This window comes from Pseudomonas fluorescens (assembly GCF_012974785.1).
In the GTDB taxonomy this organism is placed as follows: Bacteria; Pseudomonadota; Gammaproteobacteria; order Pseudomonadales; family Pseudomonadaceae; genus Aquipseudomonas; species Aquipseudomonas fluorescens_BT.
This window is the reverse complement of the sequence record NZ_CP027561.1, coordinates 4,271,237-4,287,203: the sequence shown is the minus strand read 5'-3', so window position 1 is coordinate 4,287,203 and position 15,967 is coordinate 4,271,237. Positions and strand designations below refer to the sequence as shown.

General features: G+C 61.1%; 14 protein-coding genes and 1 pseudogene. 9 read left to right on the top strand and 6 right to left on the bottom strand.

What is annotated here, in order from left to right:
• Positions 1–2: 2 nt before the first annotated feature.
• Positions 3–1,493 (bottom strand): aldehyde dehydrogenase family protein, encoded by a 1,491-nt coding sequence (locus C6Y56_RS19335; RefSeq protein WP_169431235.1) that lies wholly within the window; start codon positions 1,491–1,493, stop codon positions 3–5.
• 270 nt (positions 1,494–1,763) lie between these two features.
• Between C6Y56_RS19335 and C6Y56_RS19330 the strand changes: the two genes are divergently transcribed.
• Entirely contained in the window at positions 1,764–2,006 is a 243-nt protein-coding gene (locus tag C6Y56_RS19330) for a DUF1652 domain-containing protein (RefSeq protein ID WP_169431234.1), read from the top strand.
• Positions 2,007–2,057: 51 nt separating this feature from the next.
• Here the strand turns inward: C6Y56_RS19330 and C6Y56_RS19325 are convergent, their stop codons facing one another.
• Positions 2,058–2,414 carry a hypothetical protein gene (locus tag C6Y56_RS19325; RefSeq protein ID WP_169431233.1) on the bottom strand — a complete coding sequence of 119 codons (357 nt, stop codon included), beginning with the start codon at positions 2,412–2,414 and terminating at the stop codon, positions 2,058–2,060.
• A gap of 363 nt (positions 2,415–2,777) precedes the next feature.
• On the opposite strand from C6Y56_RS19325, the gene peaA reads away from it, so the two are divergent.
• From peaA to peaD, 4 genes are all read left to right on the top strand, one after another.
• Complete coding sequence (gene peaA, locus C6Y56_RS19320) at positions 2,778–4,358, top strand: quinohemoprotein amine dehydrogenase subunit alpha (RefSeq protein WP_169431232.1); 1,581 nt, start codon at positions 2,778–2,780, stop codon at positions 4,356–4,358.
• Positions 4,359–4,452: 94 nt separating this feature from the next.
• Positions 4,453–5,883, top strand: coding sequence for a quinohemoprotein amine dehydrogenase maturation protein (gene peaB, locus C6Y56_RS19315; protein ID WP_102621854.1), 1,431 nt, complete (start codon positions 4,453–4,455; stop codon positions 5,881–5,883).
• Between the two features lies 1 nt (position 5,884).
• Positions 5,885–6,208 (top strand): quinohemoprotein amine dehydrogenase subunit gamma, encoded by a 324-nt coding sequence (qhpC, locus tag C6Y56_RS19310; protein ID WP_007953094.1) that lies wholly within the window; start codon positions 5,885–5,887, stop codon positions 6,206–6,208.
• Positions 6,209–6,231: 23 nt separating this feature from the next.
• Entirely contained in the window at positions 6,232–7,350 is a 1,119-nt protein-coding gene (gene peaD, locus C6Y56_RS19305; protein WP_169431231.1) for a quinohemoprotein amine dehydrogenase subunit beta, read from the top strand.
• A 123-nt stretch (positions 7,351–7,473) separates the two neighbouring features.
• Here peaD and C6Y56_RS19300 read toward each other — a convergent pair whose 3' ends face one another.
• Both C6Y56_RS19300 and C6Y56_RS19295 read right to left on the bottom strand, forming a co-directional pair.
• Positions 7,474–7,878, bottom strand: a complete 405-nt coding sequence (locus C6Y56_RS19300) for a lysozyme inhibitor LprI family protein (RefSeq protein WP_169431230.1) — start codon at positions 7,876–7,878, stop codon at positions 7,474–7,476.
• 55 nt (positions 7,879–7,933) lie between these two features.
• Positions 7,934–8,854 (bottom strand): ADP-ribosylglycohydrolase family protein, encoded by a 921-nt coding sequence (locus tag C6Y56_RS19295; RefSeq protein ID WP_169431229.1) that lies wholly within the window; start codon positions 8,852–8,854, stop codon positions 7,934–7,936.
• Positions 8,855–9,050: 196 nt separating this feature from the next.
• Here C6Y56_RS19295 and C6Y56_RS19290 point away from each other — a divergent pair, with 196 nt between their 5' ends.
• Together C6Y56_RS19290 and C6Y56_RS19285 are read left to right on the top strand one after the other, a co-directional pair.
• Positions 9,051–9,539: an SRPBCC family protein gene (locus tag C6Y56_RS19290; RefSeq protein ID WP_085713126.1), complete on the top strand. Its 489-nt coding sequence runs from the start codon at positions 9,051–9,053 to the stop codon at positions 9,537–9,539.
• Positions 9,532–9,785 (top strand): annotated as a pseudogene (locus C6Y56_RS19285) (aminoglycoside phosphotransferase family protein); the annotation flags it as partial. The gene C6Y56_RS19290 and the pseudogene C6Y56_RS19285, both read left to right, overlap by 8 nt.
• Positions 9,786–10,122: 337 nt before the next feature.
• On the opposite strand, the gene acnA reads toward C6Y56_RS19285, so the two are convergent.
• Complete coding sequence (acnA, locus tag C6Y56_RS19280; RefSeq protein ID WP_169431228.1) at positions 10,123–12,864, bottom strand: aconitate hydratase AcnA; 2,742 nt, start codon at positions 12,862–12,864, stop codon at positions 10,123–10,125.
• A 220-nt stretch (positions 12,865–13,084) separates the two neighbouring features.
• Here acnA and rlmM point away from each other — a divergent pair, with 220 nt between their 5' ends.
• Both rlmM and tusA read left to right on the top strand, forming a co-directional pair.
• Entirely contained in the window at positions 13,085–14,158 is a 1,074-nt protein-coding gene (rlmM, locus tag C6Y56_RS19275) for a 23S rRNA (cytidine(2498)-2'-O)-methyltransferase RlmM (protein WP_169431227.1), read from the top strand.
• Positions 14,159–14,223: 65 nt separating this feature from the next.
• Positions 14,224–14,475, top strand: coding sequence for a sulfurtransferase TusA (gene tusA, locus C6Y56_RS19270; RefSeq protein ID WP_011335204.1), 252 nt, complete (start codon positions 14,224–14,226; stop codon positions 14,473–14,475).
• Positions 14,476–14,525: 50 nt separating this feature from the next.
• Here the strand turns inward: tusA and C6Y56_RS19265 are convergent, their stop codons facing one another.
• Positions 14,526–15,935 (bottom strand): MATE family efflux transporter, encoded by a 1,410-nt coding sequence (locus tag C6Y56_RS19265; protein ID WP_169431226.1) that lies wholly within the window; start codon positions 15,933–15,935, stop codon positions 14,526–14,528.
• Positions 15,936–15,967: the final 32 nt, after the last annotated feature.

The window sequence follows — 15,967 nt, the reverse complement described above, 5'->3', positions numbered from 1 at the left end:
CATTACAACTTGATCAACACCGACTTCAACTCGGTGTAATGCTCGATCGCCGCATACCCCATCTCGCGCCCGACGCCGGACATCTTGTAGCCGCCAAACGGCAGCGCCGGGTCCAGCGCACTGTGGCAGTTGACCCACACCGACCCTGACTTGATCCGCGGAATCATCCGGTGCACCGCCGCCAGGTCGTTCGACCAGATGCTCGCGCCCAAACCGTAAGGGCTTTCATTGGCCATGCGCAGCGCATCGGCCTCGTCATCGAACGGAATCGCCACCAGCACCGGCCCGAAGATTTCTTCCTGCACCAGCGCATGCTGTTGATCGACATCGACAATCACCGTCGGCTTGACGAAGAACCCCGGCCCGAACTGCTCGCCACCGCAGGCGATGGTCGCGCCGCTTTCCCGGCCCATTTCGATGTAGTTGTAGACCCGCTCCTGCTGACGCGCGGAAATCAGTGGGCCCATCTCCACGCTCGGGTCGAGACCGTTGCCGAGTTTCATGGCGTTGGCGATGTCGCTGATATCCGCCACCACATTGTCGAAATGCTTGCGCTGCACGTACAGGCGCGAGCCGGCGCAGCAGACCTGGCCCTGATTGAAGAAAATCGCACTGGCCGCACCTGCTGCAGCGGTTTTCAGGTCGGCGTCGGCCATGACGATGGTCGGTGATTTGCCGCCCAGTTCCAGGGTGACCCGGGTCATCGAGTCCATGGCGATCTTGCCGATCTGCTTGCCGACGGCGGTGGAGCCGGTGAAGGTCAGCTTGTCGACCAGCGGGTTGTGAGTCAGGGCGGAACCGGCCGTGATGCCGGTGCCGGTAACCACGTTGAACACGCCTTCCGGGTAACCCGCTTCCAGCACCAGCTCCGCCAGTTTCAGCGCGGTCAGCGGGGTTTCGTCGGCCGGTTTGAGCACCACGGTGCAACCGGTGGCCAGCGCCGGGCCGAGTTTCCAGCAGGCCAGCAGCAGGGGGAAGTTCCAGGCGACGATGGCGCCAACCACGCCCACGGCTTCGCGGCGGATGAAACTGTGGAACTGATCGCCGGGCATCAGCGGCAACGAAACGTCGACACTGGAACCTTCGATCTTGGTCGCCCAGCCAGCCATGTAACGCAGAAAGTCGATCGCCAGTTGTACATCCATCACCTGCGCCACTGCGGCGCTCTTGCCGTTGTTCAGGCATTCCAGTTGCGCCAGCAGCTCGGCGTCGCGCTGCATCAGGTCGGCGAGTTTCCACAACAGGTTCTGTCGTTCGCGCGGACGGGTACGACTCCAGGCGGAGTCATCGAAAGCCTGACGAGCGGCGAGCACTGCACGGTCGACATCTTCCGGGGTGGCGCGAGGCACCACACACAGCACCTCGCCAGTGGCCGGGTTGTGCAGCGGCATGGTCTGGCCGTCGGCGGCTTCGATCCAGTCGCCGCCGATCAGCATGCGCGGCGGGCGCTGGATGAAGGCCGAGGTGGCAGGGAGCAGATAGGGCAGGGGCATGGTGAAAACCTCTTGTTGTTCGTAGACGTGAAGAGGGCTTCGCAATGGCTGTGCCAAAGGCGTGAAGTGGCCGTGCAGGTCCCGTCGCGCCGGGTTTGCGACGGTGCAGCGATAACGCGGCGGGAAGGTTTTATTCTCAAAAAGCGACAACCGGTGAGACGTCGTGCCACCGGTCGGCGGCTCCGCCACTTGCGCTCGTTGCGGATAAACTTTCCCGTTGGGAGGATGCAGGCATTCAGGTCTGGAACACTCGACCGGGAGGTAGCGACGATGCTTTCAACCCTGGAAATCCAAAACATCATCGAACACAGCTTTCAACCGCTGGTCTGCACCTGCAGCGTGGCAGCGGATCAGTCGCTGACGATCCGTGTCTGCGATTGCATGACCGGCAGGGTCGAACTGCTGGCCAGCCATGTGCCGCTGTGGACGCTGGACAGCACCCATGCGCTGGCCACGCTGATTGCCGACATGCGTCTGGAAATCGAGACGCACAAGAGCCGGCAACCCCTGTAGCACATCTGATCCATCCCGCCCGCGAGCGACGGGCGGGATGGTCCGAAAACTTCAGCAGGCGACCTTGCGGGATATTTCCTGAAAAGTGTGGCTGTCGGCGGCAATCAGCATCCGGCGCTGATCCTTGAGGGTGGCCAGGAACGTCACTTCGGTCTCGTGACCGGCCAGCATGAATCCGGCAATGGCGCCGATGGGCCCCAGCAGCATCGCACCGGCCACGCCATAGCCGATGGCATCCTTGAAGTTATTGATCGACTCTTCGTTGGCCACTTCCAGTGTCTTGATCGATGACAGCGGGAGGGTAAGACCCGGCCAGGGGTGCAACGATGTTCTCAGCGTAAAGTTGCCGTCCCTGTACTCTCCGTCACCTTGCAGAAAGTCTCCCGCCAGGACTGTGATGTTGGCCATTACAGATCTCCTTTTCGGCATTCGGTGAACAACCATTTCGCGCCTGTATCCGGGTGTCGTCAATCGTCGGGCGATGAGTTGCGATGTGGCACAACGCCGCTGCTGTCGCCCGTGACTATGCTTGTCTCACACTGCAACACCTGTCGCGAAATTGGACGCCGGGCCACACCCCGGACGCTGGCAAAACGCAGTGATCTTCACGTAACTGCTTGATTGAACAGCTTATCGGCAAGCTGGCACGCTCCGTGTATTGCTCATGGCAGACGTTTCGCTTGCCTCCGTTCGTGCATCACCCCGAACGGCTGAAACCCTAAAAACGATAAGCCACAAAAATAAGAAAGCACCGTGCGAGGTTCGACGTTGATGAAGAGAAAACTCCGATCAGGCATGAGCGCCAGCCTGCTGGCCGTGGCTGCATGCGTAGCCCTGCATTCGCCCCACAGCCTGGCAGCCCGCGACGCCCAGACCATCCTCAAGGAAACCTGCCAGGGCTGTCACATCCCTGAGGCCGGCGACCGGTTGAGCCGCATCAGCCACCAGCGCAAGACCCCCGAAGGCTGGCTGATGAGCATCGCCCGGATGCAGACCATGCACGGTTTGCAGATCAGCGATGAAGACCGCCGCACGCTGGTCAAATACCTGGCCGACACCCAGGGCCTGGCGCCCAGCGAAACCGATGGCGTGCGTTATGCGCTGGAACGGCGGCTGAACACCGTCGAGCAGTTCGATGAGAAAACCAGCCAGATGTGCGGCCGCTGCCACTCCGGTGCACGGGTCGCCCTGCAGCGGCGTCCGGCCCAGGAATGGGAGCGTCTGGTGAATTTCCACCTCGGCCAATGGCCGTCGCTGGAGTATCAGGCGCTGGCCCGCGACCGTGACTGGTTCGATATCGCCCGCAAGGAAATGGTCCCGCTGCTGGCCAAGCGTTACCCGCTGGACAACCCGGCGTGGCAGGCCTGGCTGAAAACCGCGCCGAAAGCCCAAGCACTGGTCGGCGACTGGAGCTTCAGCGGTCACCTGCCGGGCAAGGGTGAACTGGCCGGCACCATGAGTGTCACCGCCGATGGCAGTGACACCTTCAAAGTCGTCGTCAAAGGTCAGTACGCCGATGGCAGCCCGTTCAACGGCGACGGCAGCGCAATTCTTTACAGCGGTTACGAGTGGCGCGGCAACGTGACCGTCGATGGCGTGACCATGCGTCAGGTGTTCGCCGCACAAGGCAACGCTATGCAGGGCCGGATGTTCGAGGCCGAGCACGATGAGCGCGGTTTGGACTTTGTCGCCGCCAAACAGGGTTCGCAGCGCTTGCTGGCGGTGCAGCCGGGTTACGTGAAGGCCGGCAGCGAAACCGAAGTGACCCTGATCGGCAGCGGTCTGAGCGGCAAGCCGAACTTCGGCAAAGGCGTAGACGTGGTCGAAGTGGTCGAGCAGAGCGCCGACCGGATCAAGGTCAAAGTCAAAGCCGCATCCGATGCCCAGCCGGGTCTGCGCACCGTCAGCGTTGGCAGCCTGAAAGGCCCTGGCCTGTCGGTGTACAGCAAGATTGCCTCGGTCAAAGTGGTGCCGGAGTTCTCGGTGGCACGGATCGGTGAGGGTGGCGGTTCGACGCCGAAAGTCCAGGGCCGTTTCGACGCCGAAGCCTGGGGCAAGGGCGCCGACGGCAAGCCGTATCGCATCGGCGTGTTCCCGGCGCAATGGAAAATCGAAGCGTTCGACGAGCGCGCCAAAGAGGACGAGGACGTCAAGTTCGCCGGCACCATGCAGGCCGACGCAGGCGTGTTCACCCCGGGTGATGCCGGGCCGAATCCGGCACGCAAGATGTCCACCAACAACGCCGGCAACCTCAAGGTGATCGCCGCCGTCGACGACGCCGGGAAATCCCTGACCGGCGAAGGCCACCTGATCGTCACCGTGCAACGCTGGAACAATCCACCCATTCCCTGATGTTGAAACGTGAGTTGTCCTGGGCCACCGCGATTCAGACACTTTTCGGAATGACCGCAAGTCCCCCAAGCGGGGCTTGCACAGGAGGTTTGCAATGGGCGCTATCTTGAATCTGGTCGAACGCAACCTGCACGAAGTGCACGTCGACGCCGACCGCATGCTGTTCCACATCCCCAGCAGTTCGCTGTTCGCCAGTGATGAACTGACCGGCACCATCATCGATGCGTTGCGCGGCCCCGGTTGCTCTTCGGAAGACCTGATCCAGCGCCTCGGTGCGCGGTTCAACGGCGAGGAAATCAACGAGACCCTGCGCGAGCTGATCTCGCTGGAACTGGTCAGCGATGGCTCGCCGCTGACCCCGGACATCGCGGTCAAACGCGTCGAGCGCACCGCGATCAACACCGTGGTGCTCAACGTCAACACCGGCTGCAACCTGAGCTGCACCTACTGCTACAAGGAAGACCTCGACAAGCCGTCCGCCGGCAAGAAAATGGACGTTGAAACCGCCATCGCCTCAGTGGAAATGCTACTGCGTGAATCCCCCGATGAAGAGCGCTTCACCGTGGTGTTTTTCGGCGGCGAACCGCTGAGCAATCGCAAGCTGATCGAGTACATGGTCGATTACTGCGAGAAGCGTTTTGCCGAGGCCGGCAAGTTCGTCGAATTCGTGATGACCACCAACGCCACGCTGCTCACCGAAGAAACCGTGGACTACCTGAATGCCCACCGCTTCGGGCTGTCAGTGAGCATCGACGGACCGAAAACCGTGCACGACCGCAACCGCATCACCGTGGGCGGGCAGGGCACCTATGACGTGGTGCGGCGCAAGGCCGAAATGCTGCTGTCGCGCTACAACAGCCGCCCGGTCGGCGCGCGGGTGACCCTGACTACCGGCGTCACCGACGTCGAAACCATCTGGGATCACCTGTTCAACGAACTGGGTTTTGCCGAGGTCGGATTTGCTCCGGTGACCTCCGGCGACATCAGCAGTTTCAACCTGACCAACGCTGAGTTGATCGAAGTCTTCGCCAGCATGAAACGCCTCGGTCGGCGTTATCTGGAGGCTGCGCTGGAGCACCGCAATATCGGTTTCTCCAACCTGCATCAGTTGATCACCGACATCCACGAAGGCCACAAAAAGGCCCTGCCCTGCGGTGCCGGGCTGAAGATGCTGGCGGTCGATCACAAGGGCGAACTGAACCTGTGCCATCGCTTCACCGGCTCGTCGCTGCCGACCTTCGGCAACGTCCACAGTGGCGTTAAACAGGTTGAGTTGAACGACTTTCTGTCCCAGCGTCTGGATCGCACCAACACCGGTTGCCATGACTGTCAGATCCGTAACCTGTGCTCCGGCGGCTGCTACCACGAGAGCTACGCCCGCTACGGCGATCCGGCCCACCCGACCTATCACTACTGCGAACTGATGCGTGACTGGGTCGACTTCGGCATCGAGGTCTACACCCGGATCATGGCCAACAACCCTGCGTTCATCAGCAGCTACATCACTCCGCGCAAGGCTCACTGATATGAAACATCTCAAGGCAATCAATAACAAAGCGTTGAAGCTGGATCAGGCCGCGATTGATAACCGCATCGAAGAAGTGGTGGCGATGAGCTCGGTCGCGGGCTGCGCCTCGACCACCGACCCGGGTTGGGAAATCGATGCGTTCGGCGGGGTGTCGTCGCTGTGCCAGCCGATGGAAGCCGACCTGTATGGCTGCTCCGACCCATGCTGGTGGCCGGCCCAGGTGCCGGACATGATGAGCACTTACCCGGACTGGAACAAGGATGCCCAGGCGTCCAATGACAACTGGCGCAACCTCGGCACTGTCTTCCCGAAAGACAAGTGATCCACAAGAAGAAGGATTCCAGCATGCACAACATCAAAGCCTGCGGCCTTGCCGCACTCGCGGTTCTGAGCGCCTGTTCGCTCTCGGTTCTGGCCGATGAAAACACCGCGCTGCAAGACGGTCACGAGTACATGTTGACCACCAACTACCCGAACAACCTGCACGTCATCGACCTGGCGACCGACAGTTTGTACAAGACCTGCAAGATGCCCGATGCCTTTGGCCCAGGCACCGTGCAGCTGTCGCCGGATCGCAAGACCGCGTACGTGCTGAACAACCATTACGCCGATGTTTACGGTGTCGAGCTGGACAGCTGCAAGCAGGTATTCCACGCCAGCATCACCCAGCAGCCGGGCGAGAAGGCGCGGTCGATGTTCGCCTTCACCGTCAGCCATGACGGCAAGGAGCTGTACACCATCGCCAACCCGACCCAGATGCTCAACGACCGCTACGAGGTCAAACAACCGCGTCTGGACGTGTACGCCACCGATGCCGGGATGGACGCCAAACCGATACGCAGCTTTCCGGCGCCACGGCAGTTGACGATCATGCAGAGCGGCGATGACGGCACACTCTATGTGGCTGGCGCCGATGTGTACAAGGTCGATGTGAAGAGCGGCAAGTTCGACGTGCTGATCCCCAGCCGTCACTGGAAACGCCCGAACTACAGCGCGCCGGACGTGCTTTACGTGTGGAACCAGCAGACGTATCGGCATGACTTTTCGCTGCTGTACACGGCGGCGAAGTTCAAGGACAAGAAGCAGGATCCGGCCACCGCTGAATACCTGTACGGCTTGTTCAGCGTCGATCTGAAAACCGGCAAGACCGAAACCACCGATTTTGGTCCGCTGACCGAGATCTACTTCAGCGGCATGCGCTCACCGAAGGATCCGAATCTGATGTTCGGTGTGCTCAATCGTCTGGCCAAATACGACATCAAGCAGAAAAAGCTGATCCAGGCGGCGACACTGGACCATTCCTACTACTGCATTTCGTTCAACAAGGACGGCAGCAAGATCTACCTGGCCGGGACGTTCAACGACGTGGCGATTTTTGATGCCGAAACCATGAAGCAGACCGGCAGCATCAAGTTGCCGGGTGGGGATATGGCGATTACCACGGCGCAGATCTTCGTCCGTTGATTGGCGGCGTCAGGGATGACGCCATCGCGAGCAGGCTCGCTCCCACAGGGGATTGGTGAACGACATAAAACCAATGTGGGAGCTAGCCTGCTAGCGATAGGGGCTTGGAGGACACAGCCAAACTCAGGCCCCGGGTACCGGGCAGCTCATGTCACCTTCCTCACATTTCAAATACTGCTTGAGCGCCTCGGTTCGCGTCTTGGTCACCGATGCGATGCAATTGTTGTAGATCAACGGATAAACACTCCCGCCTGCCACGCCGGATGCCGAAAACTTGCACTCGGCATCGCGAAACCCGATCCGCGCCCGTTGCGCGCTCACCAGCAGTTTCTTGCCTTCAGGGTTGTCCTTCAACCGAGCGGTAATCTGCTGATAAACCGTGTTCAACTCCTTGTCCGCCGCCTTGTTTTCCTGCGCGGCGCACTGATTCATCGTCGCCTGATCGCTGGCATTGGCGCAGTCCACGGCGGCGTGGGCAGTGGAGGTCAAAAACAATGGCGCCAGGGCCAGGAGCAGGCGTGGGTACATGGGGGTTCTCGCTGTAGTCATTGAAGATGCCGAGCAGTTTAGCGATTTCGTGGCGTTAACAAGGCTCGCGGTGCCTTGATGCGTTCAGCAACCGTTCTGCAGTTGCTGCAATTTCTTCTCCGTCATGCAGCTTCTCCAGCCACCCGGACGGGATTCCCTGGACGCCGTAATGGGCGCCGGCCAACTGGCCGACGATAGCGGCCGTGGTGTCCGCGTCATCGCCCAGATTTGCCGCTTGCAGAACGGCTGCGGCGAAGCTGTCGGTGTGCTGGAAGCACCATAATGCTGCTTCCAGGGATTCGATGCAGTAGCCACTGCCGCGAATGTCGCGTTCTGTCTTGTGCAGGTACTCGCCCCGGGCAATCGCCGCCACCCTGGTCTCGCTGAAGGCTGTTGGCGGCAGGGTGCGCAGTTGCGCTTTCGATGCGCCTTCCAGGGCTTTGCCGAGCAGTTCGGCGAGCAGTTGGCAGCACTCGATGGCCTCGGGCGCCGCGTGCGTAGTGCGTGAACTGTCGGCGGCGAATCGCCTGGTTTTCCGGGCATCGGGGAAATAAAACAGCACCACGGGCACCAGACGCATCAATGAGCCATTGCCGGCACTGTAGGGATCGGTGGAACCGGCAAACGGCTCTCCGGAGTGTTGATAGCGATCCAGCGCCTGACTCACGGTCATGCCGATATCGAAACATTCGCCGGTCGAACTCAGATAACCCCACTGCCACCAGTTCAGATAGCGGCCCATCTGGTCAGCAGCATCGAAGCCGTTTTTGTTCAGCAGACTTTCCGCCAGGCACAACGCCATCGAGGTGTCGTCGGTCCATTGACCGGGCTTCAGGCGAAACGGCCCGCCACCGACCATGTCGGTCAGGGGCGGGAAGCTGCCGCGAGGCTGGAATTCGACGGCGGTTCCCACTGCATCGCCGCAGGCCATACCGAGGAGGGCGCCGTGGTAACGTTCGGGGAGGGAGGGCTGCATGATGACGTCCTTGTGTCGTTCGGTTCGCTGCAAACGTTATCAGTTTCGCCGCGCTGATCCGCTCGTATTCTGATGAACCGGCACCCCAAAATACTGCCGGATATTTCCATCAGCCCTGACGACTGCACTGGATTGATACAACTTCGCATTGGACATGTGGTCATACAAGCCTACTGTTCAAAACAGGAGGTGACGTATGAAACCAGTACCCAACAGCTTTGAACGTAAAATCATGCTCCGGTCGCCGCGCTCCCATGTCTGGCGCGCGCTGGTCGATGCCGAGGCGTTTGGCCAGTGGTTTGGCGTGGCCCTGGAGGGGCGGCGGTTTATCGCCGGCGAGTGGACCCAGGGGCAGGTCACGTACCCCGGTTATGAACATGTGCTCTGGAACGTGCTGGTGGAGCGGGTCGAGCCCCAGCAGTTGTTTTCCTTCCGCTGGCATCCCTATGCCGTGAACCCGAAAATCGACTACTCCCAAGAACCGACCACACTGGTCAAATTCGAGCTGCAGGACTATGAAAACGGCACGCTGCTGAAGGTTTCCGAGTCAGGTTTCGCGCATATTCCCGATGTCCGTCAGAAAGAGGCGTACTACATGGACAGCCGTGGCTGGGAAGAACAATTGAGCCGACTCGAACACTTTCTCGCCGAGACCGACCGGGCACGCGAGCGTGAAGGTGGCTGACCGCGACTGGTTTGATCCGTGGTTGAAGCGTTGGGCACTGGTGCCCGACGGTGTTCCGATCATCACGCCGGGCAGCAGGCTGTTGCCGGTGCGTCAGGGTGATTTACCGGTGATGCTGAAAGTCGCGGTGGACGATGAGGAAAGTACGGCAACCTGCTGATGACCTGGTGGGACGGTGAGGCTACCCGGATCATGTGCCGAGCCTTGGGCCGGCTGCACGCACCGCGACCGACGCCGCCACCGCCGGACAGCTGAAAGTCGCGGATCTGGCGGCTTCTGCACTCAACGCCCGACACGCCTAAGGGTTTTCGGAAGGGGCGCTATAGCGAATGTCTTACACGCGCTGGTAGCTTTATCGACTATTGCCAATTGGATCCACAGCGTAATCTAGCCTCATCAACTGAAGCACAGGGAGTGTTTCAGGATCATGGATGATCGACCATATGCAAGGATCGCTGCCGACAGGGAGTCGATAATGGTCTTGGGAAAAACCCGCTTCGGCGGGTTTTTTTTCGCGTGTGGAAAAGTGCCGTGCCCAAACAGAAACACCGCCGATCTGGCGGTGTTTCTGCATCTGCCGATATTACGAGGCGATCAACTGCCGCAGCACGTAATGCAGGATCCCACCGGACTTGAAGTACTCCACCTCGTTCAGGGTGTCGATGCGGCACAGCACTTCGATTTTCTCCTGATGCCCGTTTTCGCGGGTGATGACCAGGGTCAGGTTCATCCGTGGCGTCAGCTCGACACCGCTCAGACCCTGAATATCCAGGGTTTCCTTGCCGGTGAGGTTCAGGCTCTTGCGATTCTGATCGAGCTTGAACTGTAACGGCAGCACGCCCATGCCCACCAGGTTGGAACGGTGGATCCGCTCGAAGCTTTCGGCGATCACCGCTTTCACGCCCAGCAGGTTGGTGCCCTTGGCCGCCCAGTCGCGGCTGGAGCCGGTGCCGTATTCTTGCCCGGCAATGACCACCAGCGGGGTGCCCGAGGCCTGATAACGCATGGCCGCGTCGTAGATCGCCAGTTTTTCGCCGGTCGGAATGTAGATCGTGTTGCCACCTTCTTCGCCGCCGAGCATTTCGTTGCGGATACGGATGTTGGCGAAGGTGCCGCGCATCATCACTTCGTGGTTGCCCCGGCGTGAACCGTAGGAGTTGAAGTCCCTTGGTTCGACACCTTGCTCGCGCAAGTACCGCCCGGCCGGGCTGTCGGCCTTGATGTTGCCGGCGGGGGAGATGTGGTCAGTGGTCACCGAATCGCCCAACAGTGCCAGCACCCGCGCGCCTTCCACATCGGCGATCACCGGCAAAGGCCCGGCAATGTCGTCGAAGAACGGCGGGTGCTGGATGTAAGTCGAATCCGCCTGCCAGACGTAGGTTGCGGCTTGTGGCACTTCGATGGCTTGCCACTGCTCGTCACCGGCAAACACTTCGGCATATTCCTTGTGGAACATCGCTGTGTTGACCTGATTCACCGCGTCGGCGATTTCCTTGCTGCTCGGCCAGATGTCACGCAGGTAAACCGGATTGCCCTGCTGGTCATTGCCCAGCGGTTCGCTGCTGATGTCGGTGCGCACACTGCCCGCCAGGGCGTAAGCGACCACCAGCGGCGGCGAGGCCAACCAGTTGGTTTTTACCAGCGGATGCACCCGGCCTTCGAAATTGCGGTTGCCGGACAGCACCGACGCCACGGTCAGATCGGCTTTCTGGATGGCTTTTTCGATCGGTTCCGGCAGCGGTCCGGAGTTGCCGATGCAGGTGGTGCAACCATAACCGACCAGTGAAAACCCGAGCTGATCGAGGTACTGCGTCAACCCGGCGGCTTTGTAGTAATCGGTGACAACCTTCGAACCCGGTGCCAATGAACTCTTCACCCACGGCTTGCGTGTCAGGCCTTTCTCCACGGCTTTTTTCGCCAGCAGACCGGCAGCCATCATCACGCTCGGGTTGGAGGTATTGGTGCAGGACGTGATCGCGGCAATCACCACCGCACCGTTTTTCAGGCGATAGGTGTGGCCATCATCCTCGTAATCGGTTTCACCGACCAGATCGGCATTGCCCACCGCGACACCGCCACCGCCCTCGCTTTCCAGGCGTCCTTCTTCCTTGCTGGTGGGTTTGAATTGCAAATCGAGGAAGTCACTGAACGCCTGGCCGACATTCGGCAGCGAGACGCGATCCTGCGGGCGTTTCGGCCCGGCGAGGCTGGCTTCGACGCTGCCCATGTCCAGCGCCAGGCTGTCGGTGAACACCGGTTCCTGACCGGGCAGGCGCCACAGGCCCTGAGCTTTGGTGTACGCCTCGACCAGTTTCACCACTTCCGGCGGACGGCCGGACAGGCGCAGGTAGTCCAGCGTCACGTCATCCACCGGGAAGAAGCCGCAAGTCGCGCCATATTCTGGGGCCATGTTGGCGATGGTCGCGCGGTCGGCCAGCGGCAGGTCGGCGAGGCCGTCGCCGTAGAACTCGACGAATTTGCCGACCACGCCTTTCTTGCGCAGCATCTGTGTCACCGTCAGCACCAGGTCGGTGGCGGTAATGCCTTCCTTGAGCTTGCCGGTGAGTTTGAAACCGATCACCTCGGGAATCAGCATCGACACCGGTTGCCCGAGCATCGCCGCTTCCGCCTCGATCCCGCCGACACCCCAGCCGAGTACGCCCAGACCGTTGATCATGGTGGTGTGAGAGTCGGTGCCGACCAGCGTGTCGGGGAAGGCATAAGTGCGGCCGTCTTCGTCCTTGGTCCACACGGTGCGCCCGAGGTATTCGAGGTTGACCTGGTGGCAGATCCCGGTGCCCGGCGGCACCACGCTGAAGTTGTCGAAGGCGCTCTGGCCCCAGCGCAGGAAGGCGTAGCGTTCGCCGTTGCGCTGCATTTCGATGTCGACGTTCTGTTCGAAAGCGCTGGCGCTGGCGAATTTATCGACCATCACCGAGTGGTCGATCACCAGATCTACCGGTGACAGCGGGTTGATTCGCTGCGGATCACCGCCGGCCTTGGCCATGGCGGCGCGCATCGCGGCCAGATCGACGACGGCGGGGACGCCGGTAAAATCCTGCATCAGCACCCGGGCAGGGCGATACTGGATTTCCCGGTCGGAGCGACGCTCCTTGAGCCACGCGGCAAGCGCCTTGAGGTCGGCGCCGGTGACGGTTTTTTCATCTTCCCAGCGCAGCAGGTTTTCCAGCAGGACTTTCAGCGACATGGGCAGCCTGTCGAGATCGCCCAAGGTCTTGGCGGCATCCGGCAGGCTGAAATAGTGGTAAGTCTTGTCATCGACTTTCAGGGTTTTCAGAGAATTCAGACTATCGAGGGACGGCATTACGATCACTCCTTTGAGTCCGCACGGCTACGGACTGAGGGGACGGGCAGAGCTATCAACGTAGCCCTGTTTTCAGTAGCTGGCTAATAACTGGACTCTATGGGCAAGTCCAAGGTTCCGACATGGGCTATCATGCGCCGGTTTTCGTGACAGGCTTTGCTTTTACGCAAGCCTGGACATCGCGCAGGGGATGAATGACCGCCCCCGCCCAGGAGTAAGAATGAACACCCTATTCATGCATTGCCGGCCGGGCTTCGAAGGCGAAGTCTGCTCGGAGATTTCCGATCTCGCCGCCCGACTGAACGTGGCCGGCTACGCCAAGGCCAAACCGGCGACCGCTTGCGCCGAGTTCGTCTGCACCGAAGAAGACGGCGCCGAGCGCCTGATGCGCGGTCAGCGTTTCGCCGAGCTGATCTTCCCGCGCCAGTGGGCTCGCGGGTTTTTCATCGATCTGCCGGAAAACGACCGCATCAGCGTGATCCTCGCGCACATGGCCGAATTCCCGGTGTGCGGCAGTCTGTGGCTGGAAGTCGTCGACACCAACGACGGCAAGGAACTGTCGAATTTCTGCAAGAAGTTCGAAGGCCCGCTGCGCAAGGCCCTGACCGGCGCCGGCAAACTGGTGGACGACGCCAGCAAGCCGCGTTTGCTGCTGACCTTCAAGAGCGGTCGTGAAGTGTTTCTCGGTCTGGCCGATGCCGGTAACTCGGCGATGTGGCCGATGGGCATTCCCCGTTTGAAGTTTCCGCGTGAGGCGCCGAGCCGTTCCACGTTGAAACTGGAAGAGGCCTGGCACCACTTCATCCCCCGCGATCAGTGGGAAGATCGCCTGCACAGCGACATGACGGGCGTCGACCTAGGCGCGGCGCCGGGGGGCTGGACCTGGCAACTGGTCAATCGCGGCATGCTGGTGACGGCCATCGACAACGGCCCGATGGCCGAAAGCCTGATGGACACCGGTCTGGTGCAGCACTTGATGGCTGACGGTTTCACATTCAAACCGAAGCAACCGGTGGACTGGATGGTCTGCGACATCGTCGAAAAACCGGCACGCAATGCGGCGATGCTCGAAGAATGGATCGGCGAGGGCCATTGCCGGGAAGCGGTGGTCAACCTGAAGTTGCCGATGAAACAGCGTTACGCCGAAGTGAAGCGTCTGCTGGAGCGCATTGCCGATGGTTTCAAGGCCCGCGGGATCAAGGTCGATATCGGCTGCAAGCAGCTGTACCACGACCGCGAGGAAGTGACCTGCCATTTGCGCCGCCATGACGTGAAGAAAGCCAAAGCCCGCTGAGCGCGCGACAGGTGACCGAACACCCGGCATTGGGCGACAATGCCGGCCAGTTTCAGGAGTGAATCATGAGTGAAATGATCAATACGCCGGTCGACGGCACCCTCGACGCTACGGGCCTAAACTGCCCGGAGCCGGTGATGATGCTGCACCAGCACATCCGTGACCTGGTGCCCGGCGGCCTGCTGAAGGTGATCGCCACCGACCCGTCGACCCGCCGCGACATCCCCAAGTTCTGCGTGTTTCTTGACCATGAACTGGTAGGTCAGCACGAAGAGGCCGGGACCTATCTGTACTGGATCCGCAAGAAGTCCGGTTGATCGAAAGGCAAAAAAAAGACCTGCAAATGCAGGTCTTTTTTTATGGCCGGTCAGCCCATCGAGCGGCTGATGCGAATGCGTTTGCGCGCACTGCGCGTCAGGCGGATCGACAGCATCAGCGCCGCGCAGCTGAGTCCGACGATCAGGCCTTCCCACAAACCGCTCGGGCCGCGAGGTTCGCCGAACCAGTCGGTCAGGCCGAGGGCGTAACCCACCGGCAGGCCGATGCCCCAATAGGCGAACAAGGTCAGGATCATCGTCACCCGCGTGTCCTGATAACCGCGCAGGGCGCCAGCGGCGGTGACCTGGATCGCATCGGAGAACTGGAACAGCGCCGAATACACGATCAGCATCGCCGCGATGTGAATCACCATCGGATCAGAGGTATAGATCGCCGCGATGTGCTCGCGCATCAGCAACATCATGCTCGCCGACAGGCAGGCGTAGGCCAGCGCGGTGCCCATGCCGACACCCGCGGCGAAACGCGCTTCGCGGGGTTCTTCACGGCCCAGAGCCTGGCCGACACGCACGGTCACGGCCATGCCCAGCGAGTACGGAATCATGAACACCAGCGAGCTGACGTTCAGCGCGATCTGGTGTCCGGCCACTACCGTGGCGCCAAGGCTGCCGATCAGCAGCGCGATCACCGCGAAGATGCTCGACTCGGCAAACACCGCGATGCCGATCGGCAGACCGATGGCCAGCAAACGCTTGATCACCGCCCATTGCGGCCAGTCGAAACGGCTGAACAGTTCGCTCGACTTGTAGGCCGGGGCCCAGCGCTCGTAACCAGCCAGGCCTAGTGCCATTACCCACATCACGATCGCCGTGGCCCAGCCGCAACCGACGCCGCCCATGGCCGGCACGCCGAAGTGGCCATAAATGAACACGTAGTTCAGTGGAATGTTCAGCGCCAGACCGCACAGGCCCAGCACCATCGCCGGGCGGGTGCGACCGAGGCCGTCACTGGTGCAGCGCAGCACATGGTAGAAGGCCACGGCCGGCAGACCGCTGGCGATGCCGTGCAGGTATTGCATGCATGGGCCGATCAGTTCCGGATCGACTTTCATCAGGTGCAGAACCGGTTCGGCGCAGAACAGCAGGGTGGTCGCCATCAGTCCGACCACCAGAGCCAGCCACAAGGCCTGACGCACGATCGGGCCGATCTCGCTGTGAGTACCCGCGCCGAAGCGCTGGGCGACTTTCGGCGTGGTGGCCAGCAGGGTGCCGGTCATCAGCAGAAACACCGGCACCCAGATCGAGTTGCCCAGCGCCACGGCCGCCAGATCCTTGGGCCCTACGCGCCCGGCCATCACCGCATCGACGAAGCCCATGGCGGTGGTTGCCAGTTGCGCGATCATGATCGGCAGGGCCAGACCGAGCAGATTCTTCAGCTCCAGGCGAACCCGGGCAGGGCGGTTAAGGGAAACGGCGTCAGGGCGTTCGGTTACGGAGTTCACAGGCAAAGCGTCCACAGGGGGTTGATGCGCAA

What these genes read in the sequence shown, in the direction of transcription:
- C6Y56_RS19335 (WP_169431235.1), bottom strand. Translation starts at nt 1,493, where the DNA reads ATGCCCCTGCCCTATCTGCTCCCTGCCACCTCGGCCTTCATCCAGCGC.
- C6Y56_RS19330 (WP_169431234.1), top strand. Translation starts at nt 1,764, where the DNA reads ATGCTTTCAACCCTGGAAATCCAAAACATCATCGAACACAGCTTTCAA.
- C6Y56_RS19325 (WP_169431233.1), bottom strand. Translation starts at nt 2,414, where the DNA reads ATGGCCAACATCACAGTCCTGGCGGGAGACTTTCTGCAAGGTGACGGA.
- peaA (WP_169431232.1), top strand. Translation starts at nt 2,778, where the DNA reads ATGAAGAGAAAACTCCGATCAGGCATGAGCGCCAGCCTGCTGGCCGTG.
- peaB (WP_102621854.1), top strand. Translation starts at nt 4,453, where the DNA reads ATGGGCGCTATCTTGAATCTGGTCGAACGCAACCTGCACGAAGTGCAC.
- qhpC (WP_007953094.1), top strand. Translation starts at nt 5,885, where the DNA reads ATGAAACATCTCAAGGCAATCAATAACAAAGCGTTGAAGCTGGATCAG.
- peaD (WP_169431231.1), top strand. Translation starts at nt 6,232, where the DNA reads ATGCACAACATCAAAGCCTGCGGCCTTGCCGCACTCGCGGTTCTGAGC.
- C6Y56_RS19300 (WP_169431230.1), bottom strand. Translation starts at nt 7,878, where the DNA reads ATGTACCCACGCCTGCTCCTGGCCCTGGCGCCATTGTTTTTGACCTCC.
- C6Y56_RS19295 (WP_169431229.1), bottom strand. Translation starts at nt 8,854, where the DNA reads ATGCAGCCCTCCCTCCCCGAACGTTACCACGGCGCCCTCCTCGGTATG.
- C6Y56_RS19290 (WP_085713126.1), top strand. Translation starts at nt 9,051, where the DNA reads ATGAAACCAGTACCCAACAGCTTTGAACGTAAAATCATGCTCCGGTCG.
- acnA (WP_169431228.1), bottom strand. Translation starts at nt 12,864, where the DNA reads ATGCCGTCCCTCGATAGTCTGAATTCTCTGAAAACCCTGAAAGTCGAT.
- rlmM (WP_169431227.1), top strand. Translation starts at nt 13,085, where the DNA reads ATGAACACCCTATTCATGCATTGCCGGCCGGGCTTCGAAGGCGAAGTC.
- tusA (WP_011335204.1), top strand. Translation starts at nt 14,224, where the DNA reads ATGAGTGAAATGATCAATACGCCGGTCGACGGCACCCTCGACGCTACG.